Raw genomic sequence first — 21,343 nt, forward strand, 5'->3', positions numbered from 1 at the left:
CCGCCCCTCTCAGGTCCGCGCCAGCCAGCGCAGCATGTTCAGCCAGAGCGTCGGATACCCCTCCCATTCCAGGAACTCCGGTGGCAGCCAGTGCGGCGCCATGTCCGACGCCCAGGCGATGGACCGGCCCTTGCCGTATTCACCGGCCACGAGCAGGGGATGGCCGCCCTCGTCGTCGGGCAGACAGGCCAGGACCTCGGCTCCGTCGCGGGCGACGATCTCGTTGGCGCCGAGCGCATGCGGCCAGTCCGACGGAACGCCCCTGAGGATCGGATGCCCTGCGTCGCCGGTGATCCGGGCCTTGAAGCCGTCCGGCACCTCGATCCGGTCGTCGTAGGGCAGGCATGTCACCGGCAATGCCTCCTCGACCGGGGTCCGGTGCCAGCGACCGCTGCCGTCGATGCCCTGGAACGTCAGGTAGCCGCCGACCATCATCAGCCCGCCGCCGTCATGCGTCCAGTCGCGCAGCAGCTTCAGCCGGTTGGGCCGCCGCTGGCTTCGCAGGAAGACATCGGGCGGCAGCAGCAGCGAGTTCGCCCCGATGTCCGAAATCAGGATGACGTCCCAACGGTCCAGCCCCGCACGGTCGAAGGGCAGCTCTTCCACCGCGAGGTGGGACGGCATGTAGGTGACGTCGAACTCGTCCCCCTGCACCGCCTTGAGGAACGGCTCGGAGCCGGTGTGGTAATGGGCGCTGGAAAAACTGTCGAAGCCCTTGAAGTGGGTTTCGCTGGTGATCCAGCTTTCGCCGACCAGCAGCACGTTCTTTGTCATGGTGTCATCTCTCGCTATCGTTGTCGAAGGATCCCCGGGCGCTGGTCCGCGTCCGGCGGCATGGTGGCAAACGGAGACAATCACTCCACCGTGGCGAACTGCAGTCGGAAGGCGCCGTCGGACCACCGGGTCCAGGTGATGTCGTCCACCGATGCCCGAAGCTTCTGCGGGATCACGAGAAACAGCAAGAGTGCCTCGTCCGCGATGATCCGTTGCGCCTGGGCGTAGAGTGGGACGCGGGCGGCCTGATCGGTCTCGACGCGCGCGTTCCTGCGCGGGCGGTCGACCTCCTCGTTCGCCTGCGCCTGCGGGATCTGAGCGATGCGGACTTGACTGGGCGAGTTCGTGACGGTGATATCGATAGGCACGGGCGTCTCCCTGTCCATCTCGGCCAGAAGCTGCTTTGTGCCCTCCGGGCCGCCGCATGGCGTCTCCAGACGCATGTCGCATGCCCAGCCGATGCACGGCGCTTTCCTTCAGCTTCAGCCAAGCGGCGTCGTGGATCGGCGGTCCGAGTTGCGGCGCCACTTCGTCGACCAGTTGCACCGTCCACGAGCGCGCCGCACCGGTAGCCATCGCAGACGTCGAGCTTCAGTTTGGAATGCCTGGTCCAGGCGACGACCTTGTCGGGTCCAGCGCCGACGGCGTGGATGGCGAAGTCCTTGCCCGGTGCCTTGACCGCGGTGGGCGACACCATCATTGCGGCCCGGTCCGCCAGAACCCGAAGGAAGGGCGTTCAGAGGTCGCGCACTTTCAGCGTCGCCTCCAGCGGACAGGTCACCTCGACGCTTTCGGACGGCCGGAGTTCGCCGGCACGGGGCGAACCGATCTCGACATCCCCGCAAAGGTCGGAATCGACCGCCACCGCCTTGGCGCCGAGCGCGGTGCCGTGGTGGAACGTCGACCCGTCGGGCAGCGTCAGGACCCAGGGCGTCCCGTCAGGCATCCAATAGGACGCCAGCCCCGGCTCGATCTCGAGGTCGGGCGTGATGCGCAGCAGCGACCCGTGGACCGGCATGAGCGTCGCAATGTCGGGCAGGATTTTGCGAAACAGGATGGTCCCGGCTTCGAAGCCGAGCGAACGGACGGCGGGGCAAATGCCTCGAGGGTCGTTCAACGCATCGGACCCCCATGACGGCCGCCGCCCGCGCGGGCCGGTGCGCCCGGAGACGCGCTCCGGGCGTTTGTCGCGGGCGCGGAACCCGGGATAGCAGTCCGACGGCGGGGCCGAGCCCGTTCGCCGGCTCGGCCGTCGGATGAAGCCGGATCCGTGACAACGCCAACGTCGCCGGGCACGCCGCGCGCGAGGCGTCCCGCCGACGCAACGCAGTCCCCGGAGGCGCTACTGTTCCTCGATCTCGAGACCTACGGCCGCGTACCAATCGGCCACCGCCCGCATCTCCGCGTCCGAAAGGTCCTGCGCGATCGGGGTCATCACCTCGCTCATCCGCTTGCCGGACCGGAAGGCCTTCAACTGCGTCTCGATGTAGATGTTGCTCTCGCCGGCCAGGTTCGGCACCTCCTCGACGACCGAAAGCCCGTCCGTCCCGTGACAGGACGTGCACAGGTCGGGCGCCTCGGCCGGGTCTGCCTCAAGGGTCGCCACGGCACGGTGGGCCGCGTACCAGGCCGCGAGGTCCGCGATCTGTTCGTCCGAAAGCGACGATGCGACCACGCTCATCATCTCGTTCACCCGCTCGCCGGATCGGAAGGCCCGCAGCTGACGCTCGAGGTAGGGCGCGGGCTCTCCCCCGATGTTGGGCGCGACCGGAATCCGCGCGAGGCCGTCGAGGCCGTGGCAGGTCCGGCACTGCCCGGCGAGCACGCGGCCGGCTTCCGGGTCGCCGGATTGCGCCATGAGCGGCCCGGCGAGGAGAACCCCGCCGAGCGCCAGAACCAGTGGCTTCACTGGCCACCCTCGTAGCTGATCCGGTAGATCGCGCCGGCCAGGTCGTCCGAGACGAGAAGCGAGCCGTCGCGCAACTGCGCCACATCGACGGGGCGGCCCAGATATTCGCCGTTTTCGTCGAGCCATCCTTCGGCGAAGGGTTCGGTCGTGGCATTGCCTTCCTCGTCGAGGGTCGTGACCATGACGCGCGCGCCGACCGGTTCGGTCCGGTTCCACGATCCATGCTGGGCCGAGAAGATGGCGCCCTTGTACCGCTCGGGGAACATGGAGCCTGTATAGAAGGTCATTCCCAGGTCGGCCGCATGCGCCGTCATCTCCACGACCGGCATCACCGCGTCGGCGGGCGGCGTCTCCGCCTCGTATTCGACGGTCCGGATGTCGCCGCCGCCGTAGTAGGGGAAGCCGAAGTCCTGGCCCATCTTCGTCTGACGGTTGATCTCGCCCGGCGGAATGTCGTCGCCCATCCCGTCGACCTGATTGTCGGTGAACCACAGGTCGCCGGTTCCGGGCTGGAAATCGTGCCCGACGGAATTGCGGATGCCCGTGGTATAAACCTCCCGCTCCGTCCCATCGGTGTTCATGCGGATGATGCCGCCGATGCCCCAATCGCGGTAGAGGTCCAGCTTTTCCGGCGGTGGCACGTTGTGGGGCTGACCGAGCGAGATGTAGAGCTTGCCGTCATCCGGTCCGATCCGGCAGACGCGGGCGGAATGGTTGAAGCTCTCTTCCTCCTGCGGGATAAGCTCGCCCTGCGCCACGACCTGCCCCACGGCGACGTCGGGGCTCTCGTAGAAGAACTCCGCCGCCGGGAAGATGAGAACGCGGTTCTGCTCGACCGTGTAGAGCATGCCGTCGGGGCCGAAGCAGACGCCGTTCGGGATGGTAAAGGCGAGCGACGGCGCGAAGTCCTTCACCTCGTCGGCCACGCGGTCCTTGTTGCGGTCGGTGACGGCCCAGATCTTGTCTTTTCGTGTGCCGACGAATGTCACGATCCCCTGCGGCCCGACCGCCATGTGCCGCGCGTCGGGAACGACCGCGTAAAGCTCGATCTGGAATCCCTCGGGCAGTTCGATCTGCTCGAGCGTCGCGCGGATGCCGTCGGCGAACGGCCCGTCCTGTGCGATCTGCTCGAAGCTTGTCGTGCCGGTCGACTGCATGTTCTGCAGTCGCTCGATGTTGTCAGGCAACTCCGCCTGTTGCGCCGCCGCGGGTGTGACCAGCAGAGCCAGCGTCCCGGCCAGTATCGTCGTCGTGAAGTAGCTGTTCATGGCGTTCCTCCCTTAGCCAGGCCCCCTACTCCGGCAGACCGACAGCCAACGCGATTCCTCCGTACGTCGCGGCGGCCATGGCGTTCGCCCCCGCGCGTCGCGGCGGGACAGAGTGGCAGGCAGCATCACGATGACCAGTGCCCGTGGTTCGCGCAACTGTTTCCATCATCTGGACGGTCAGATCACCGACGCGATCGCCACGAAACCCGTCCTTCCACGTCTGGCGGCCGGCCCGCCGGATGATGGAATGGACCCGGATGGATGCGGTCGATGCAGCACCTGAAGGCCGCGTTTCCTGCATGTGGAAAAGTGCGCCTCATGAAACGTGACCGACATATCCGTTGGACATTTCCACGCCGACGCCGCCAATATGCCCCATGGCATGTCCGCGTCCGTCATCCGAGATATTCACCGCAACGCGCCCGGCGCCATGACCGCTCGACCCCCGTCCGACACGTTCACCGTCGGCGTCATGAAGATGGAGGTTGAGGGGCGCGACTCAGCGCGGTTCGACGCCGTCGTGACCCGCGCGGTCGGGATCGTGGATGAGACGCTCGCGCAGGACAGGCGGCTGCGGACGCGGACGATGGCCTTTGCGGGTGCGCATCTGACGCCGGGGGCGGGCAACTACGCGCCGCTCGACTTCCTCGAAATCGGGCTCGCCGAAAAGCTGGAACGCGACCTGCCGTTCCTCCTGATCGTGACCGAGGTGGACCTGTCCTCCTCCTCGCTGACCTACACGCTGGCGCTGCCGAGCCAGCTTACCAACATCGCGGTGCTGTCCACCCGGCGGCTCGACCCCGGGTTCTGGGGTGACGCGCCCGATCCGGAGCGGATGGCCGGGCGCCTTGCGGCGTTGATGCTGCACTGCCTGGGCCACCTGAACGGGTTGCGCCATGCCGAGGCGCCCGACAACGTCATGTACGGGCTGGAAGGTGTCGGGGATCTCGACCGCATGGAGCGGCTGGAGCCGGAGCAGGTGGCGCGGATCGCCCGCAGCCTGCCGCGCGAGGCGCGCGAACGCTCCACCCGCGACGGCAAGGGGCGCTTCGTCCTGCGGATCCTCGCGGAGGATGCGGGCGCCATCCTGGGCGCGGTCGTGCGCGCCAATCCGTTCCGCCTGCTGGCGATGATGCCGACGATGCTGGCGGCGGCGCTGTCGGTGATCGTCGTGCTCCTGTTCAGCGCCGAGACCTGGGACGTGGCGAGCGCCGTTTCGGTGGCGCAGATCGCGATGTTCTCGCTGATCTGTCTCGCCTCGGCGGCCTTCGTCCTCTACCGCGCCTTCGCCTTCGATACGCTGCTGAGCCGGGACCGGCGGATCACCGAGTCGGGCATCGTGACGATGGCCGCGACGATCCTGTGCCTCGTGCTGACGCTGCTGCTCATGTTCGCGCTGTTCGGCGGGCTGATGTATCTCGGCATCGTCACCGTCTTTCCGGAGCGTCTGATGGAAAGCTGGCCCGGCGCGGGCGAGGCGACGACGGCGGTGGACCATTTGAAACTCAGCCTGTTCCTCGCGTCCATGGGCGTCCTCGCCGGCTCGCTCGGCGGCCGCTCGGACAGCCGCGATCTCGTCCGTGGCGTCCTGTTCATCACCGAGGAAACGTAGCCGGTCGAAACCGGCCGCGGCGGTGTGGACGGCACGAGATATCCAAGACATGCGCGCGCGTCAGTGGCCAGGTCGGCACTGTGCCGGTGCATCGACCGGACGACCTCCGCGACGTCCGTGTTGCGTCGCATCCATGTGGGGAAGCGGGCAGGGCGCGACCGCCTCAGCGATCATCCGAGGCAGGGACCGTGGGCGCAACGACATGATGGGTGGCGCCGGGGCTGCCGTCCTCGGCAAAACCCCCGGCGATCAGCGGCACGATCCAGGGTTGTGACATCGTCTGCCCTTCGCCGATCGGCAAAGGCCTCGCGCCGGACGCCGCGCATCGCCTCCGGCACATGACTGTCGCGTACGCCGCGTCGCGCGATCCGTCGCTTTCGCTTCGCCGATCCGTCAGTCGCGTCGTTCCCGTCGGTCCTCCGGTGCGGCGGGCACGTCCGGTCGTCGAACCGCCGATCGGCAACAGTGGACGGCGAGGCCGCGCGTTGCGCGACGCATCGGGGTCGATGTCGCGAGACGTCCGTCTCGCGCAGACCTCCGCATCCTTGATCCGCCGGGGCGGGTTTCTTCCGACGCTACTGTTCGGCCGGCTCCAGTTCGGCGCAGGCGATCGGCAGGGTGACACGGGCCGGGACGCCTTCCAGCGATTGCGCACTGTCGGGCACATCGACCTGCTCCGTCACGCCGTGGATGAACAGGACGCGTCGCTCCAGCGCGGGAGGGGCGTCGAACTTGTCCCGCAGCGCCTCCTCCAGCGCCGTCAGATCGACGGTCTGCCGGTATTCCATCGCGCCGTCCCCATTTGCCTCCGGATAGGTGTCGGCCTGGATGGCAAGGCTTGCCGGATCGGCGGTGAGCGGGATCATCGTCACACCTGCGGCTTCGCGCGTTTCGATCAGATCGACGACCCCGTCGCCATTGCTGTCCGCGTCGGCGCCCGGGCAGCGCGCCTCCGCCGGATCGGCGCCCTCGAAGCCGTGCAGATGGGCGAGATGCATGCCGGGGCTCAATCCCTCGGCGGTCAGTTCGATCGTCAACTGTCCGTCCCCGCGGCTGAGCGTGACGGTCCCCGACGGCGACTGGGCGGTCCGCTCCTGGTTCAACGGCACGATCTCGCCGCGCCAGGTCTCGGCCGTGGCAGCAACCGGCGCCCCGACCAAGAGTGCGACGAGGAGAGGCAGAAGATCTGGCGTTTTCATGGCTGTTTTTCCTCCGTTTGCCGGCAGACGGCTTTTTACCGCCTGTCGAAGCGTCGCGGCACGGGACGGCAGCTCGACCTGTCGACCGTCGCGCCGGACCGGACACAACCACCGGGTCAACCGCGTCGGATCGGAATTGTTGCACCAAATTCGCCGGATTTTTCGCGAAAGCCGCCGCCGTACTTTCTTCAGGTCTCCGGGAGACCGCCGGGCATCCACGAGACGGAGCAGAGCCCGGTTCCGCATAGCGTGGATCGCCGGCTGTGCAATAACCCGACTTATGTAATTCATGACGTGACCGCATCCTGCGGGCGGGTCTGGGGCGCGCGATCCGCTGTGTCATGCAGATCACCGGATCCGGCAGCGGTCCAGGGGTGATGGGCAAGGCAGGTCCGACTGACCCGTCATCCGGAATGACCGCTGCGGAAGGCACGGTTGCGGGTTCCGACTCGGCGCCTCGCCACGCCTCCCGACGCCGGGCCCGATGTCTGCCGAATGACGATCCCGCCTGGTTTTCGATCCGTTCGACGTGGTGCAGGTCTGGTCCCGCCGCGCGATCTCGGGCACACCGTCTTGACGACCTTTCTGACGATGCAGCGCCGGAGGAAGAAGCGACATGCGCAAGGTGGACGGCGTCGAGCGACCCGACTGGACGGCGCGCGCGGAGGCGGCGGGGTTCGTGTTCCATACCATGCATGGCGAACCCTACTGGGACGAGACCAGCGCCTATGCCTTCACGCTGGAGGAGATCGAGACCCGGCTGGAAGACCCGTCGACCGCGCTGCATGCGCTGGTGCGGGAGGCGGTGGCCCGCGCGGTCGGGGACGAGGCGACGATGGCGCGGCTGGACATCCCCGAGGCGCATATGGAGTTCGTGGCAGACTCCTGGCGCAGGGATGACGCGGATCTCTATGGACGGATGGATCTCGCCTATGACGGGAACGGTCCGGCGAAGCTTCTGGAATACAACGCCGATACGCCGACCTCGCTCTACGAGGCGGGGCATTTCCAGTGGGACTGGCTGGAGGGCGCGCGCGAGGCAGGACTGATCCCCGGGGGCGCCGATCAACTCAACCGCCTGCAGGAGGCGCTGACCGAACGCTTCGCCGAGATCTGCGCGCCGGGCGACGATGTCCATTTCGCCGCCGTTGCGGGCGTCGAGGAGGATTACGCCAATGTCGAGACGCTGGCCTATGCGGCGCGCGATGCCGGGCTCGGCGCGCATTTCGTCGAGATGGGACAGATCGGCATCGACCCCTCCGGGCGTCTTGTGGACGAGGAAGCCCGCATCATCGGCACGCTCTTCAAGCTCTACCCCTGGGAGGATTTCCTGCGCGACGAGGGTGCGGATGCGCTCGCCGCCTCCGGCACCCGCTTCCTTGAACCGCCGTGGAAGGCGCTGGTGTCGAACAAGGGCTTTCTCGCCGTGCTGTGGGATATGTTCGAGGGGCATCCGAACCTCCTCCCGACCTTTTTCGCAGACGACGCGGCGCGCGGATCTCCCGCTTTCGACCGCGCCATGGCCGCGGGGCATTTCGCGCGCGGCACCGTCCGAAAGCCGCTCTTTTCGCGCGAAGGGGCCGGCGTGCGGATCGAGACACCCGACGGCGCGCTTGTCGAGGCGTCCGGAAGCACCGCCTACGACAGGCACCCGCAGATCGTGCAAGCCTATGCGCCGCTGCCCGACATGGGCGGCTTCCATCCGGTGATGGGAACGTGGATCGTGGGCGGAACCTGCGTCGCCCTCGGCATCCGCGAGGATCGGTCGCGGATCACGCAGGACCTCAGCCGGTTCAAGCCGCACTATATCGAGCCGTGAACACCCGGAGGAAATGAACATGAACGTATCGCGAAGAAAGGCATCCGCACCCCGCAGGATCGCGCTTCTGGGGGCCGCCTCGGTGATGGCGCTCGCGGGCTGCCAGGAGGAGCAGGCGGAGGTCGTCGTCTTCGACGATCCGGCCGCCTGCACGGCGAGCGGCGTCGACGCCCGGACCTGCGAGGAACAATTCGCCGAGGCCCGGGCCGAACATGCCGAGACCGCGCCGCGCTACGACGCGCTCGCGGTCTGCGAGGAGGAACACGGCGCCGACGCCTGCATCGAGGATGAGCAGCGGCCTTCCGTCTTCATGCCGCTGATGGCCGGGTTCCTGATGGGCCAGTTGCTGTCGGGTCGCGGCTTCGCCTCTCGCGCGATGGTGCCGACCGCCGGATCGGGTTTCGCCACGACCGACGGGAGCACGCGGGCGGGGCGCCTGTCGGGCAAGGGCACCGTCGCCGCATCGGCCCTGAGCGCCCGCGCCCCGAGCACCCGCAACGCGGCCCCGATGACCCGATCCTCCGTGGCGCGGAGCGGCGGCTTCGGCGCATCGCGGACCTCGGGCGGGTTTGGCAGCGGGGGCTGAAACGGTCCGGGCCTCGGCGCGGCCCGCAAAGAACGGCGAAACGGGGTCTGCGCACGCTTGCCATGCCCTGCACAGGCGTCGTTTCTGACGGGTCGGGCGGCGACATGCGCGGCCTCCGTCCGATAGAAGGCTCCGGAGGGCGTGTCGGCACAGGGTCCGGGGAGACGAGGCATGGACGTTCGACGCATCGCCGCTTTCAGCCATGACAGCGCAGGCGGCAACCCGGCTGGCGTCGTCCTGCTGGACGCCCCCGCGCGCCGCGCCGACATGGCCCGCGTCGCGGCGGAGGTCGGTTATTCCGAAACGGCCTTCGCGGTGCCGGACGGGGACGGCGACAGAAGCTGGCGCGTCCGCTACTTTTCCCCCGAATCCGAGGTGCCGTTCTGCGGCCATGCCACGATCGCGCTCGGTGCCGCCCTGGGCGCGCGTTACGGGGCAGGCACCTACCGGCTCCTGCTGAACGACGCCGAGATCACGGTCGATGCGGAGCCGACCGGCGCCGACATGGCTGCCACGCTCGTCTCGCCGCCGACGCGAAGCCGGCCCGCGACCGAGGCGGAACGTCGGGATGCGCTCGCGCTTTTCGGGCTCTCGTTCTCCGATCTGGACGACCGGCTGCCGCCGGCGCGCATTCACGCGGGCGCGGACCATGTCGTGCTGGTCCTGGCGGACCGGGCGCGCCTCGCGTCCATGAACTACGATCTGGATGAAGGCCGCAGGATCATGCGCCTGCACGGTCTGGTGACGATCATGCTGGTCCACGTGAAGGACGAGCAGGCATTCGTCGCGCGCAACGCCTTCGCTTCGGGCGGTGTGCCGGAGGACCCCGCGACCGGCGCCGCCGCCGCCGCTTTCGCGGGCTACCTGCGGGACCGCGGCTGGCGGCACGGGGGCCGCCTGACGATCCGGCAGGGGGAGGACATGGGCGCGCCCTCCGTCATCGCAGTCCGACTGACGGACATCGCCGGATCGCCGGTCCGGGTTTCGGGGCAGGTCCGCGTGATCGGGGCAGCCGAATAGTCCAACGAGGACAGGAGACGCAGGATCGCCCTACCTGAGCCGGGGCAGCCCGCGACCGTGGACGCGCGGCTTCCGATCCCGCGGCTTTTGCGGGACAAGGCGGGGATAAGACGTCGAGCGAGGACAGACATGATCCGGATGATCCGCTATGGCGACCTGGTCGAAACTCCATGGAAGAACGGCGGCGGCCTGACGCGGGAGATCGCCCGCGGCGGCCCGGGCGAACCGGCCCCCTGGCGGCTGAGCCGGGCCAGCATCCTGCGCGACGGGCCCTTCTCCCGCTTCGACGGCATGATCCGCATCCTGACGATTGTGGAAGGGCGCGCCCTGACGCTTCGTGTTGGATCGTCCCGCCTGATGGTCGAGCCGCTCTGCCCGGTCCGCTTCGACGGCGGCGCCGCGGCCGAAGCGCAGTTGCCGGCCGGACCCGTCTCGCCGCTCAATCTCATGTTCGATCCACGTCTGCACGAGGGGCGCGTAGAGGTGCTGCGGGGGCCATTGGAGCGCGGTCTGCCGGCTTTCCCCGCGGGGAATCGCGCGGTGCATTGCGTCGACGGCGATCTGCGGGTGGGGCGCCAGTCGCTGCACCCCGGCGACACGGCGCTGTCCGGACCCTCGCCCGTGCGCGTCCACCTGGCGGAGGGCGCGACGGCGCTGCTCGTCACGCTCGACAGGCGCGCCTAGACCGTCGCGATCAGGTCGGACAGCGCCTTGCGATAGTCCGCGACGATGGCATCACGCGCGACATGCCGGCCGTCGCGGACGGCGTGGCGGCCCGCCGACCACAGATCGGTGACGACGCCGTCGCTGGCGGCGAAGACCAACCCGTCGAGAAGCTGATCCTCCGGGAGCGGATCGAGCGTCGGACAGGTGCCATCGATGGCGAGAAGGTCGGCAAGTCCGCCCACTTCGATCCGACCCGCATCGCGGGCAAGCGCCCGGGCCGCACCCTCCGCCGCCCCGCAGAACAGCGCCCGCCCGACCGAGCCTTCGCCGACGACCATCACGTTGCGCGACAGATCCCGCAGCCGTTGGGAATATTCCAGCATGCGCAGTTCTTCCGTCAGCGAAATCCGCACGTTGGAATCCGACCCGACCCCGAAGGCGCCGCCCGCCGCAAGATAGCGCGGTCCGTTGAACGGGCCGTCGCCCAGATTGGCCTCCGTGATCGGGCAGAGCCCCGCCACCGCCCCGCTGCGGGCCATGGCGTCGGTCTCGTCTCCGGTCATGTGCGTGGCATGGATCAGGCACCAGCGCCCGTCCACCCCGGCATGGTCGAGCAGCCATTCGACGGGGCGGGCGCCGAGCCAGGCTTGCACGTCGGACACCTCCTTCGGCTGTTCGGCGGCATGGATGTGGACGGGGCCGGTGGGCCGGGCCGCGAGCAGCACGGACAGATCCTCCGGCGCGGTGGCCCGCAGGGAATGGGGCGCGACGCCCAGCCGGCAATCCTCCGGCAGCCCGCCCATCGCGGGGCCCATGGCCTCGACCAGACGCAGGAAGCGGTCGACATCGTTGCCGAACCGCGCCTGCCCCGGCTCCAGCGGCACCCGCCCCGCCCCGCCGTAGCTGTAGAGAACCGGCAGGTGCGTCAGGCCGATCCCGGTCGCGGCGGCGGCCGCGAAGATGCGGGCGGAAAGCTCCGCCGGGTCGTCGTAGGGTGCCCCGCCCGGCTGGTGGTGCAGATAGTGGAACTCGCCCACGGCGGCATATCCCGCCTCCTGCATCTCCATGAAGGTGAGGGCCGCGATGGCCTCGACCTGCTCCGGCGTCAGGCGGGCGGTGAACCGGTACATCAGGTCGCGCCAGGTCCAGAAGCTGTCCTGCCCGGCCCGGCGGTGCTCGGTCATGCCCGCCATGGCGCGCTGGAAGCTGTGGCTGTGCAGGTTGCCGGGCGCAGGCAGAAGGGTGTCGACGCGGACATCGCCCGGCTGCGCCGCGGCATTGGTGTCGATCGCGGCGATCCGGCCGCCGTCCAGTGTCACGCGGACGCGGCCGACCCAGCCGCCGGCAAGAAGGGCTCGTTTCGCGAAGATCATGGTCTCGACTCGCCTCCGGTTTTATGTATAGACATATCGCAGATTCATTTGTACGCGAAAAGCGGAGAATGCGATGCGGGAGAGAATACATGGCCGTGGATGACCGCCTCCTGACGGACCTGCGGGCGGCGACCATGGCCGACGGCGCGGCGCCCTACGGGTTGATCCACGATGCGGAAATCGCGATCCGGGACGGTGCCATCGCCTGGGTCGGCCCGCGCGCGGAGCGACCGGACGAATTCGCGTCCCTGCCCGTCTCGCCGCAGGGCGGCCGGCTTGTCACGCCCGGCCTGATCGACTGCCACACCCACATCGTCCATGGCGGCAACCGCGCGGCCGAATTCGAACTGCGGCTGAACGGCGCCAGCTACGAGGAGGTCGCGCGCGCCGGCGGCGGCATCGTCTCCACGGTCCAGGCCACGCGCGCGGCGGATGAGGCGGCTCTCGTGGCCTCCGCCCTTCCCCGGCTCGACGCGCTGCTGGCGGAGGGGGTGACGACGTTGGAGGTCAAGTCCGGCTACGGGCTCGACCGCGATACCGAACTGGCGATGCTGCGCGCCGCCCGCGCCCTGCCCCGGCACCGGCCCGTCCGCGTCGTCACCAGCTTTCTGGGCGCGCATGCCGTCCCCGCGGACTACGCCGGGCGCGCCGATGCCTATGTCGACGACGTCTGCATCCCGACGCTGCGCGCGGCCCATGCGGAGGGGTTGGTCGATGCGGTCGACGGCTTCTGCGAGGGGATCGCCTTTTCCCCCGGCCAGATCGCCCGCGTCTTCGACGCCGCCTGCGAACTGGGCTTGCCGGTCAAGCTGCATGCCGAGCAACTGTCCAACCTCGGGGGCGCGAGGCTCGCGGCCTCCTACGGGGCGCTTTCGGCCGATCATGTCGAATATCTCGACGAGGAGGGCGTGCGCGCCATGGCCGAAGCGGGCACGGTGGCCGTCGTGCTGCCGGGCGCGTTCTATGCCCTGCGCGAGACGCAGGCCCCACCGATCGCCGCGTTTCGCGAACACGGCGTGCCGATCGCGCTCGCCACCGACTGCAACCCCGGCTCCTCGCCGATGACGTCGCTGCTGCTGGCGATGAACATGGGCTGCACCCTGTTCCGCCTGACGCCGGAGGAAGCGCTGGCGGGCGTCACGCGCAACGCCGCGCGCGCGCTCGGCCTGACCGATTGCGGCACCATCGCTCCCGGCCAGCGCGCCGATCTTGCCGTCTGGGATGTGGAGGAGCCTGCCGAGCTTGCCTATCGCATCGGCTTCAATCCGCTCCATGCCCGCATCTTCGCGGACGGCGCCGCATGACCCCCCTCACGCTCACCCCCGGCGCGGTCACGCTGGCCGATCTGGCGCGCATCTGGCGCGAGGATCTACCCGTCCGGCTCGACCCGTCCTGCCGGCCCGCGATGGAAGCGGCGCAGGCCCGCATCGCCGCCGCGGCCGCCGGCGACGTGGCGGTTTACGGCGTCAATACCGGTTTCGGCAAACTCGCCTCCGTCCGCATCGCGGCGGAGGATACGGAGACGTTGCAGCGCAACCTGATCCTGTCGCATTGCTGCGGCGTGGGCGCGCCGATCCCGACCGGCATGGCGCGGCTGGTCATGGCGCTCAAGCTGCTGTCACTGGGGCGCGGTGCCTCGGGCGTGCGGCTGGAGCTGATCGACCTGATGGAGGACATGCTCGCGCGCGGCGTGACCCCGGTGATCCCGGTGCAGGGGTCGGTCGGCGCGTCGGGCGACCTCGCGCCCCTCGCGCACATGGCTGCCGCGATGATGGGCGAGGGCGAGGCCGAGTTCGAGAGCCGCGCGATGCCGGCGGCCGAGGCGCTCGCCGCCGCCGGCCTGGCACCCGTGACGCTTGGCGCAAAGGAGGGGCTGGCCCTCATCAACGGCACGCAGTTCAGCACGGCCTTCGCCCTTTCCGGCCTGTTCCGTGCCTGGGCGGCGATGCAGGCGGCACTCGTGACCTCGGCCATGTCCACCGACGCGATCATGGGCTCGACCGCGCCGCTTCAGCCCGAGATCCACGCGCTGCGCGGCCATGCAGGGCAGATCGAGGCCGCGGCAACGATGCGCGCCCTTCTGGATGGCTCCGTCATCCGCGAAAGCCACCGCGAGGGCGACGCACGGGTGCAGGACCCCTACTGCATCCGCTGCCAGCCGCAGGTGACGGGGGCCGCGATGGACGTGCTGCGCCAGGCCGCCCGGACGCTGGAGATCGAGGCCAATGCCGCGACCGACAATCCGCTGGTGCTGGCGGAAGCCGACCTGATCGTCTCGGGCGGCAACTTCCATGCCGAGCCTGTCGGCTTCGCCGCCGACATGATCGCGCTCGCCATGGCCGAGATCGGGGCCATCGCGCAGCGCCGCATCGCGCTGATCGTCGATCCGGTCCTGAGCCACGACCTGCCGCCGTTCCTCACGCCCGCGCCGGGCCTCAATTCCGGCTACATGATCGCGGAAGTGACGACGGCGGCTCTAATGAGCGAGAACAAGCATCTCGCCAACCCCTGCGTCACCGATTCCACGCCGACCTCCGCCAATCAGGAGGATCACGTCTCGATGGCCGCGCACGGGGCCGTTCGGCTCGGGCGGATGGCGGACAACCTCGAGCGCATCCTCGGGGTGGAACTCCTCTGCGCCGCGCAGGGCATCGACTTCCGGGCGCCGCTGGCGACGAGCGCGCCGCTCGCCGCCGTGGTCGCGTGCCTGCGCCGGGACGTGGCGACGCTGGGTCAGGATCGCTATCTCGCCCCCGATCTCGAACGCGCCGCGCGCCTGATCGCGGACGGAGAGGTGGTGGCCAGCGCGGGCGTGGCGATGCCGGAGGTCGGCGCGTGACCCCCGTCGAGGTGATCCGCGGCGACGGCCCGGTCGTGCTGGGTCTGCCGCATACGGGCACGCATGTTCCGGACGCCATCGCCGCCCGTCTGAACGCGCGCGGGCGCGGGCTGGACGATACCGACTGGCATGTCGAGCGGCTCTACGACGGGCTGCTTGTCGGTGCCACGACGGTGCGGGCGACGTTCCATCGCTACGTGATCGACGCCAACCGCGACCCGGCGGGCGCCTCGCTCTATCCGGGGCAGAACACGACCGGGCTGGTTCCGCTGACGGATTTCGACGGCGAGGATATCTGGGACGAGCCGCCGACCGCGGACGAGATCGAGGCGCGCCGGGCGGCGTTCCATGCGCCCTATCATGCCGCGCTTGCCGCCGAACTCGACCGGGTGCGCGAGGTGCATGGGGTGGCGATCCTCTACGACTGCCATTCGATCCGGTCGCATATCCCTTTCCTGTTCGACGGCACCCTGCCCGATTACAGCATCGGCACCAACGACGGCGCGGCCTGCGACCCCCGCGTCGAGGCTGCCGTCACGCGGATCTGCGCAGCCGCGGACGGCTATACCAGCGTCGCGAACGGCCGCTTCAAGGGGGGCTGGACGACGCGCCACTACGGCAGGCCCGCCGACGGCGTCCACGCGGTCCAGATGGAGCTGGCGCAATCGACCTATCTCGCCGCGGAAAGTGCGCCGTGGGACTATGACGACGACAAGGCATCCCGCCTGCGCCCGCATCTTGCCCGTATTCTCGACACACTCGCGGGCCTCGCCCCGCAGCTCGGAGGCCCCCGATGACCGATCCCCGCAAGAACACCCGCGACGTCTATCCCGCCACCGGCACCGAGATCACCGCGAAGTCGTGGCTGACCGAGGCGCCCATGCGGATGCTGATGAACAACCTGCATCCGGACGTGGCCGAAAACCCGCATGAACTCGTCGTCTACGGCGGCATCGGGCGCGCGGCGCGGACGTGGCAGGATTTCGACACCATCGTCGCAGCGCTGCGCGATCTGGAGGACGACCAGACCCTGCTGGTGCAGTCCGGCAAGCCCGTGGGCGTCTTCCGGACCCACAGGGACGCGCCGCGCGTGCTGATCGCGAACTCCAACCTCGTACCCCACTGGGCGACCTGGGACCATTTCAACGAGTTGGATAGGAAGGGTCTGGCGATGTACGGCCAGATGACCGCCGGGTCGTGGATCTACATCGGCAGCCAGGGCATCGTGCAGGGCACCTATGAGACCTTCGTCGAGGCGGGGCGGCAGCATTACGGCGGCGACCTCACGGGCAAGTGGATCCTGACCGGGGGCCTCGGCGGCATGGGCGGCGCGCAGCCCCTGGCGGCGGTGATGGCGGGGGCCTGCTGTCTTGCCGTCGAGTGCAATTCCGACAGCATCGATTTCCGCCTGCGGACCCGCTACGTCGACGAGCGGGCCGAGACGCTGGACGAGGCGCTCGGGATGATTGAGCGCTGGACCAAGGCGGGCGAGGCCAAATCCGTGGGCCTTCTGGGCAACGCGGCCGATGTGTTCCCCGAACTGGTGCGGCGCATGAAGGACGGCGGCCCCCGCCCCGACATCGTCACCGACCAGACCTCCGCCCACGATCCGATCAACGGCTACCTGCCGCAGGGCTGGACCATGGCCGAATGGCGCGACAAGCGCGAGAGCGACCCGAAGGCGGTGGAAAAGGCGGCGCGGGCGAGCATGAAGATCCATGTCGCGGCGATGGTGGACTTCTGGAATGCGGGCGTGCCGACCCTCGATTACGGCAACAACATCCGGCAGGTGGCGCAGGACGAGGGGCTGGAGAACGCCTTCGCCTTTCCCGGCTTCGTGCCCGCCTACATCCGCCCGCTGTTCTGCCGCGGCATCGGGCCGTTCCGCTGGTGCGCGCTGTCGGGCGACCCGGAGGACATCTACAAGACCGACGCGAAGGTGAAGGAGCTGATCGACGATCCGCATCTGCACAACTGGCTCGACATGGCGCGCGACCGGATCTCGTTCCAGGGTCTGCCCGCGCGCATCTGCTGGGTGGGCCTCGGGGTACGCGACAAGCTGGGCCTCGCCTTCAACGAGATGGTGCGGACGGGCGAGTTGAAGGCCCCCATCGTGATCGGGCGCGATCACCTCGACTCGGGGTCCGTCGCCTCGCCCAACCGCGAGACGGAGGCGATGAAGGACGGGTCCGACGCGGTATCGGATTGGCCGCTCCTGAACGCGCTTCTCAACACCGCCTCGGGGGCGACCTGGGTGTCGCTGCATCACGGCGGCGGCGTCGGCATGGGGTTCAGCCAGCATTCCGGCATGGTGATCTGCTGCGACGGGACCGAGGAAGCCGACGCGCGCATCGCCCGCGTGCTCTGGAACGACCCGGCCACGGGCGTCATGCGCCACGCCGATGCGGGCTATGACGACGCGCTCGATTGCGCGCGCGAAAAGGGGCTGAACCTGCCGGGGATCCTCTAGCCCGGCGAAGCCTCAATACCGCGTCATCATCCGGTGTCCGGGCCGCCAGGCGAGGCGGACATGGGTGATGGCGCGGCCTTGCCACCAGGTGGCGCGTTCGGCCACGAACAGCGCGGCCCCCCGCTCGCACCCCAGATGCGCGGCCAGAACGTCGTCGGCCGCGGCGGCCGAGAAGGCGATTTCGGCATTGGAAAACGGCACCGTCGCAACCAGCCATTCGTTGGGGCTGATCCGGTCGAAATCGGCTGTCTCGGCCTGCGGCAGCGTCGACAGGGAAATCCAGCGGTCCTCGAACTGATAGGGCGCCCCGTCGGCAAAATGCATGCAGGTCAGGTGGACGACCCGATCGCCCACATCGAGCTGCATCCGCGCCCGCAACCAGTCGGGCGCGTCCTGCACGGTCCGGTCGACGATGGCATGGCGATAGCTGGCGCCGGCTTCCTCGATCTCGATGCGGACGACGGGAATGTGAAAGCTCGCCTGGCGCAGGGGGGCCATGCGGACGCGCGTTCCCGCCTTGCGGCGCCGCTCGACGATGCCTTCGTCGGACAATTCGCGCATGGCGCGGTTCACCGTCGCCCGTGCGCAGCCATAGCTTGCCGCAAGCTCGACCTCGCTCGGCAGCAGGGTGCCCGGCCCCCAGACGTCGGAGGTGATGCGGGACAGGATGTCCGCCTTGACGTCTCGGAATGTCACGGTCACGTTTCGGCCCTGCCGCTTTGAGACAGACATAATGGCATCACGTTCGGTCTTGTGGCCATAGCCGATGGAGGAGGCGGCCGGAAGGCGCGCGGGAGCGCGATGCCCGGTCCCCCTGCCCCGCGCCGCACTGTCAGAAGCTGTTGCGTTCGTGGAAGGTTCGCAGGAACGACTGGATGCGCGGGTCCTCCGGTCGGGTCAGGATGGCCTCGGGCGTGTCCACGGCGACCAGTTCGCCCCTGTCCATGAAGGCCACCCGATCCGCGACATGCGCGGCGAAGCCCATCTCGTGGGTCACGACGACCATCGTCATGCCCTCGCCGGCGAGCGTCTTCATCACGCCCAGCACCTCTCCCACGAGTTCGGGGTCCAGCGCCGATGTGGGCTCATCGAACAGCATCAGCCGCGGCTCCATAGCGATGGCGCGGGCGATCGCCACGCGCTGCTGCTGACCGCCCGAAAGCCGCGCGGGGTGGTTGTCCATCCGGTCGCCCAGCCCGACCTTCTCCAGCGCGGCTTCCGCCCGTGCCATCGCCTCGGCCCGCCGGAGCCTGCGGACGCGGAGCAGTCCTTCGGCCACGTTCTCGCGCGCGGTCATGTGCGGCCAGAGGTTGAACTGCTGGAACACCATCCCGATGGACTGCCGCATCCTGCGCAACGCACCTCCCGACATCCGGCGGCCGCCGGGCGCATCGTAGCCGATCATCCGCCCGTCGATCCGGATTTCGCCGGAGTCGTAGACCTCCAGAAAGTTGATGCAGCGCAGGAGCGTCGATTTCCCCGACCCCGAGGGCCCGATCAGGCAGGTGACCTTGCCCGGCGGCACCGACAGGTCGATGGCCGACAGGGCCTGGAACGACCCATAGAACTTGTCGACCCCGCGGATCTCGACGGAGGATGCGTCAGCCATGTCCCGGCCTTTCCAGCAGATGTCGTGTGATGCGCGTCTCGAGGCGCCGCCCCCCGCGCGAGATCAGCTCGACGAGACCCCAGAAGAACAGGGCGAGCACCAGATTGGCCTCCAGATAGCGGAACGTCTCGGTCGACATGCGCTGCACCTGATACATCAGTTCCGGCACGGTGATGACCGACAGGATGACCGTCTCCTTCGTCAGGATAATCGAGAAGTTGACCAGCGCCGGCAGGGCCGAGACCAGCCCGAGCGGAAGCAGGATGCGCCGCACGATGGCAGGTTCGGCCATGCCGATGGCGCGCGCGGCCTCGGCCTGGCCCGGCGGCACGGCGTCGAAGCCCGACCGGAAGATCTCGGCGAAGTAAGGGCTTCCATAGATCGTGAGCCCGACCAGCCCCGCCGGCAGCGCGTCCAGCCGCAGGCCCACGAGAGGGCCGCCATAGTAGAGGACGAAAAGCTGCACGAGGAACGGCGTGCCGCGCACGACCTCGATATAGGCCTGAAGCACCCACCGCACGGGCCGCGCGCCGTAGCGCTGCGCCAGCGAGATCACGAGGCCGAGCGCCATGCCGAAGACCGTGCCGAAGGCCCAGGCGAGGATCGTGATCCCGAAGCCGCGCAGCAGGATCGGCGCGTATTGCCGCAGGACATCCCAGTCCATCAGACGGCCATCCTGTGTTCCAGGTATCGGCCCAGCCCGGCAAGGCACAGGTTGATCAGAAGGTAGATGCAGGCCGCGGCGATATAGACCTCCAGCGGGCGGAACGTCGTGGCCGCCTGCGCCTGGCTCGCGCGCGTGACTTCCATGATCCCGACGAGCGAGACGAGCGACGACGCCTTGACCAGCAGGATAAGTTCGTTGACCAGCGCGGGCAGCGACATGACCACCGCTTGCGGCAGGATGATCCGGGTCCACAGATCGCGATTGTTCATGCCCACGGCCACGGCTGCCTCGCTCTGACCGGGCGGCAGCGCCCCGATGGCGCCGCGCCAGATTTCCGAGATATAGGCGCTGGCGCATATGCCCACCGTCACCACGGCCGCGACGATGGCGGGCACGTTGATGCCGATGACCGGGAGCAGGTAGTACATCAACAGAAGCTGGACGAGGAGCGGCACTCCGCGCAGGAAGCTGACCCAGAGCGCCGCGACAAAGCGGGCCGCCCGCCACCGCGACAGGGCCGCGGCGCAGACGAGGGCGCCGAGGACGAGGCCGAGCGCGATGCCCAGCCCCGAGACGAGCAGGGTATAGCGCGCCGCCCAGAGCAGGGGCCCGAAGCTGTCGAGGAATGCCTGGATCGAGAACATCAGGGCTCCGTTCCGCCGGGGTGCCTGCGGGAGGAGCGCGCCCCTCCCGCAGGATGCGCCTTACTGGCCCGGCGCGGTGGCCGGAAGCTCGGTGTAGCTGCCCAGCCACTTCGTCTGGATCGCCTCGACGCGGCCATCCTCCGTCATCTTCGCCATGGCGTCCTCGATGGCGGCCAGAAGCGTCTCGCTTTCCTCCTCGCGGCGAAGGACCCATGCGAAATAGGTGGGCTCCCCGAACTGCGCCGGCTCGAACTTGGCGAAGGTCTCCGGGCGGTTCTTCACCAGATAGGTGAGGTTCGGCAGCGAGCCCGCCACCGCGTCGAGCCGTCCGGTGGCGAGATCGGCATAAGCCTCGTCGGTGGTGCCGTACTCCTTGACGTCGACGCCGCCCAGCGTCTCGCCGTAGGCCTGAAGCTGGCGGAACTGCGCGGTGCCCTGCTGGACGCCGACGGTCTTGCCAGCGATGTCCTCGGGCGCCGTCATCTCGTCGTTGCCCGCGGCCTTGACCAGCGCGACCGTCGCATCGGCGATGGGCGGCGTGAAGCTATAGCGCTCCAGCCGTTCGGGCGTGATCGTCACCGGCGCGATGACGATGTCGAACTTGCCCACCTCGAGCCCCGGCAACTCCGCCGTCCAGGGAATGTCCTGATAGACCGGCTCGACGCCGATCTCCTTGGCGACCTCGTCGAACAGGTCCTTGGTCATCCCCTCGTAGGTGCCGTTGTTGAGCATGTCGAACGGGGCGTAATGCATGTCGGTCGCGGTGACGATCTTGCCCGCGGCCTTGATGTCCTCGAGCTGGTCCGCCGCTGCGGGCATCGTGAAGCCGATGGTCGCAGCCCCCAGAAGGAGGCTGCCGAGTGTGGTCTTGAATGTCATGTTCTTCTC

21 protein-coding genes are annotated in these 21,343 nt (G+C 68.8%); 9 read left to right on the forward strand and 12 right to left on the reverse strand.

What is annotated here, in order from left to right; all coding sequences use genetic code 11:
- Positions 1-9: 9 nt before the first annotated feature.
- The 5 genes from JAN5088_RS17000 to JAN5088_RS17020 form a co-directional block, all read right to left on the reverse strand.
- On the reverse strand, positions 10-774 hold the full coding sequence (locus JAN5088_RS17000; protein WP_055684038.1) for a glutamine amidotransferase: 765 nt from the start codon (positions 772-774) through the stop codon (positions 10-12).
- Between the two features lie 80 nt (positions 775-854).
- Complete coding sequence (locus JAN5088_RS17005; RefSeq protein WP_055684039.1) at positions 855-1,217, reverse strand: periplasmic substrate-binding domain-containing protein; 363 nt, start codon at positions 1,215-1,217, stop codon at positions 855-857.
- Between the two features lie 293 nt (positions 1,218-1,510).
- On the reverse strand, positions 1,511-1,891 hold the full coding sequence (locus JAN5088_RS17010; RefSeq protein WP_055684040.1) for a hypothetical protein: 381 nt from the start codon (positions 1,889-1,891) through the stop codon (positions 1,511-1,513).
- A 225-nt stretch (positions 1,892-2,116) separates the two neighbouring features.
- Positions 2,117-2,632 carry a c-type cytochrome gene (locus JAN5088_RS17015; RefSeq protein WP_082430093.1) on the reverse strand — a complete coding sequence of 172 codons (516 nt, stop codon included), beginning with the start codon at positions 2,630-2,632 and terminating at the stop codon, positions 2,117-2,119.
- Between the two features lie 47 nt (positions 2,633-2,679).
- On the reverse strand, positions 2,680-3,951 hold the full coding sequence (locus JAN5088_RS17020) for a PQQ-dependent sugar dehydrogenase (RefSeq protein ID WP_055684042.1): 1,272 nt from the start codon (positions 3,949-3,951) through the stop codon (positions 2,680-2,682).
- A gap of 325 nt (positions 3,952-4,276) precedes the next feature.
- Between JAN5088_RS17020 and JAN5088_RS17025 the strand changes: the two genes are divergently transcribed.
- Positions 4,277-5,563, forward strand: a complete 1,287-nt coding sequence (locus JAN5088_RS17025; RefSeq protein WP_055684043.1) for a zinc metalloprotease — start codon at positions 4,277-4,279, stop codon at positions 5,561-5,563.
- A 575-nt stretch (positions 5,564-6,138) separates the two neighbouring features.
- Here the strand turns inward: JAN5088_RS17025 and JAN5088_RS17030 are convergent.
- Entirely contained in the window at positions 6,139-6,762 is a 624-nt protein-coding gene (locus JAN5088_RS17030) for a superoxide dismutase family protein (protein WP_055684044.1), read from the reverse strand.
- Positions 6,763-7,378: 616 nt separating this feature from the next.
- Between JAN5088_RS17030 and JAN5088_RS17035 the strand changes: the two genes are divergently transcribed.
- From JAN5088_RS17035 to JAN5088_RS17050, 4 genes are all read left to right on the forward strand, one after another.
- Complete coding sequence (locus tag JAN5088_RS17035; RefSeq protein ID WP_055684045.1) at positions 7,379-8,581, forward strand: glutathionylspermidine synthase family protein; 1,203 nt, start codon at positions 7,379-7,381, stop codon at positions 8,579-8,581.
- A gap of 19 nt (positions 8,582-8,600) precedes the next feature.
- Positions 8,601-9,167 carry a DUF1190 domain-containing protein gene (locus JAN5088_RS17040; protein ID WP_074962704.1) on the forward strand — a complete coding sequence of 189 codons (567 nt, stop codon included), beginning with the start codon at positions 8,601-8,603 and terminating at the stop codon, positions 9,165-9,167.
- Positions 9,168-9,338: 171 nt separating this feature from the next.
- Entirely contained in the window at positions 9,339-10,187 is an 849-nt protein-coding gene (locus JAN5088_RS17045; protein ID WP_055684047.1) for a PhzF family phenazine biosynthesis protein, read from the forward strand.
- 129 nt (positions 10,188-10,316) lie between these two features.
- The gene (locus tag JAN5088_RS17050; protein ID WP_082430089.1) at positions 10,317-10,871 is read left to right on the forward strand and encodes a HutD/Ves family protein; all 555 of its coding nucleotides are present in this window, start codon (positions 10,317-10,319) and stop codon (positions 10,869-10,871) included.
- On the opposite strand, the gene JAN5088_RS17055 is transcribed toward JAN5088_RS17050, so the two are convergent.
- Positions 10,868-12,226: a formimidoylglutamate deiminase gene (locus JAN5088_RS17055; RefSeq protein WP_055684048.1), complete on the reverse strand. Its 1,359-nt coding sequence runs from the start codon at positions 12,224-12,226 to the stop codon at positions 10,868-10,870. The genes JAN5088_RS17050 and JAN5088_RS17055 overlap by 4 nt on opposite strands.
- Positions 12,227-12,315: 89 nt before the next feature.
- Here JAN5088_RS17055 and hutI point away from each other — a divergent pair, with 89 nt between their 5' ends.
- From hutI to hutU, 4 genes are read left to right on the forward strand one after another with little or no spacing between them, the layout of a single operon-like run.
- The gene (hutI, locus tag JAN5088_RS17060; RefSeq protein WP_055684049.1) at positions 12,316-13,530 is read left to right on the forward strand and encodes an imidazolonepropionase; all 1,215 of its coding nucleotides are present in this window, start codon (positions 12,316-12,318) and stop codon (positions 13,528-13,530) included.
- Positions 13,527-15,065 (forward strand): histidine ammonia-lyase, encoded by a 1,539-nt coding sequence (gene hutH / locus JAN5088_RS17065; protein WP_055684050.1) that lies wholly within the window; start codon positions 13,527-13,529, stop codon positions 15,063-15,065. Before hutI ends, hutH begins: the two co-directional genes overlap by 4 nt.
- Complete coding sequence (gene hutG, locus JAN5088_RS17070) at positions 15,062-15,862, forward strand: N-formylglutamate deformylase (RefSeq protein WP_055684051.1); 801 nt, start codon at positions 15,062-15,064, stop codon at positions 15,860-15,862. The genes hutH and hutG overlap by 4 nt, the downstream gene beginning before the upstream one ends.
- Positions 15,859-17,535: a urocanate hydratase gene (gene hutU / locus JAN5088_RS17075; protein ID WP_055684052.1), complete on the forward strand. Its 1,677-nt coding sequence runs from the start codon at positions 15,859-15,861 to the stop codon at positions 17,533-17,535. The genes hutG and hutU overlap by 4 nt, the downstream gene beginning before the upstream one ends.
- A 12-nt stretch (positions 17,536-17,547) precedes the next feature.
- Here hutU and hutC read toward each other — a convergent pair whose 3' ends face one another.
- From hutC to JAN5088_RS17100, 5 genes are all read right to left on the reverse strand, one after another.
- Entirely contained in the window at positions 17,548-18,237 is a 690-nt protein-coding gene (gene hutC / locus JAN5088_RS17080) for a histidine utilization transcriptional repressor HutC (protein WP_233489836.1), read from the reverse strand.
- Positions 18,238-18,367: 130 nt separating this feature from the next.
- The gene (locus JAN5088_RS17085; protein ID WP_055684054.1) at positions 18,368-19,144 is read right to left on the reverse strand and encodes an amino acid ABC transporter ATP-binding protein; all 777 of its coding nucleotides are present in this window, start codon (positions 19,142-19,144) and stop codon (positions 18,368-18,370) included.
- Positions 19,137-19,808, reverse strand: a complete 672-nt coding sequence (locus JAN5088_RS17090; RefSeq protein WP_055684055.1) for an amino acid ABC transporter permease — start codon at positions 19,806-19,808, stop codon at positions 19,137-19,139. The genes JAN5088_RS17085 and JAN5088_RS17090 overlap by 8 nt, the downstream gene beginning before the upstream one ends.
- The gene (locus JAN5088_RS17095; protein ID WP_055684056.1) at positions 19,808-20,455 is read right to left on the reverse strand and encodes an amino acid ABC transporter permease; all 648 of its coding nucleotides are present in this window, start codon (positions 20,453-20,455) and stop codon (positions 19,808-19,810) included. The genes JAN5088_RS17090 and JAN5088_RS17095 overlap by 1 nt, the downstream gene beginning before the upstream one ends.
- A gap of 60 nt (positions 20,456-20,515) precedes the next feature.
- The gene (locus tag JAN5088_RS17100) at positions 20,516-21,334 is read right to left on the reverse strand and encodes a transporter substrate-binding domain-containing protein (RefSeq protein ID WP_055684057.1); all 819 of its coding nucleotides are present in this window, start codon (positions 21,332-21,334) and stop codon (positions 20,516-20,518) included.
- Between the last annotated feature and the right edge of the window lie 9 nt (positions 21,335-21,343).

It is taken from the genome of Jannaschia rubra, assembly GCF_001403735.1.
Taxonomy (GTDB): domain Bacteria; phylum Pseudomonadota; class Alphaproteobacteria; order Rhodobacterales; family Rhodobacteraceae; genus Jannaschia; species Jannaschia rubra.

Excerpts from the sequence above, each read along its gene's own strand:
- JAN5088_RS17055 (WP_055684048.1), bottom strand. The coding sequence starts at position 12,226 with ATGATCTTCGCGAAACGAGCCCTTCTTGCCGGCGGCTGGGTCGGCCGC.
- JAN5088_RS17090 (WP_055684055.1), bottom strand. The coding sequence starts at position 19,808 with ATGGACTGGGATGTCCTGCGGCAATACGCGCCGATCCTGCTGCGCGGC.
- JAN5088_RS17000 (WP_055684038.1), bottom strand. The coding sequence starts at position 774 with ATGACAAAGAACGTGCTGCTGGTCGGCGAAAGCTGGATCACCAGCGAA.
- JAN5088_RS17050 (WP_082430089.1), top strand. The coding sequence starts at position 10,317 with ATGATCCGGATGATCCGCTATGGCGACCTGGTCGAAACTCCATGGAAG.
- JAN5088_RS17020 (WP_055684042.1), bottom strand. The coding sequence starts at position 3,951 with ATGAACAGCTACTTCACGACGACGATACTGGCCGGGACGCTGGCTCTG.
- JAN5088_RS17045 (WP_055684047.1), top strand. The coding sequence starts at position 9,339 with ATGGACGTTCGACGCATCGCCGCTTTCAGCCATGACAGCGCAGGCGGC.
- JAN5088_RS17035 (WP_055684045.1), top strand. The coding sequence starts at position 7,379 with ATGCGCAAGGTGGACGGCGTCGAGCGACCCGACTGGACGGCGCGCGCG.
- JAN5088_RS17095 (WP_055684056.1), bottom strand. The coding sequence starts at position 20,455 with ATGTTCTCGATCCAGGCATTCCTCGACAGCTTCGGGCCCCTGCTCTGG.
- hutH (WP_055684050.1), top strand. The coding sequence starts at position 13,527 with ATGACCCCCCTCACGCTCACCCCCGGCGCGGTCACGCTGGCCGATCTG.
- hutU (WP_055684052.1), top strand. The coding sequence starts at position 15,859 with ATGACCGATCCCCGCAAGAACACCCGCGACGTCTATCCCGCCACCGGC.
- JAN5088_RS17030 (WP_055684044.1), bottom strand. The coding sequence starts at position 6,762 with ATGAAAACGCCAGATCTTCTGCCTCTCCTCGTCGCACTCTTGGTCGGG.
- hutI (WP_055684049.1), top strand. The coding sequence starts at position 12,316 with ATGGCCGTGGATGACCGCCTCCTGACGGACCTGCGGGCGGCGACCATG.
- JAN5088_RS17015 (WP_082430093.1), bottom strand. The coding sequence starts at position 2,632 with ATGGCGCAATCCGGCGACCCGGAAGCCGGCCGCGTGCTCGCCGGGCAG.
- JAN5088_RS17085 (WP_055684054.1), bottom strand. The coding sequence starts at position 19,144 with ATGGCTGACGCATCCTCCGTCGAGATCCGCGGGGTCGACAAGTTCTAT.
- JAN5088_RS17100 (WP_055684057.1), bottom strand. The coding sequence starts at position 21,334 with ATGACATTCAAGACCACACTCGGCAGCCTCCTTCTGGGGGCTGCGACC.
- JAN5088_RS17040 (WP_074962704.1), top strand. The coding sequence starts at position 8,601 with ATGAACGTATCGCGAAGAAAGGCATCCGCACCCCGCAGGATCGCGCTT.
- JAN5088_RS17005 (WP_055684039.1), bottom strand. The coding sequence starts at position 1,217 with ATGCGTCTGGAGACGCCATGCGGCGGCCCGGAGGGCACAAAGCAGCTT.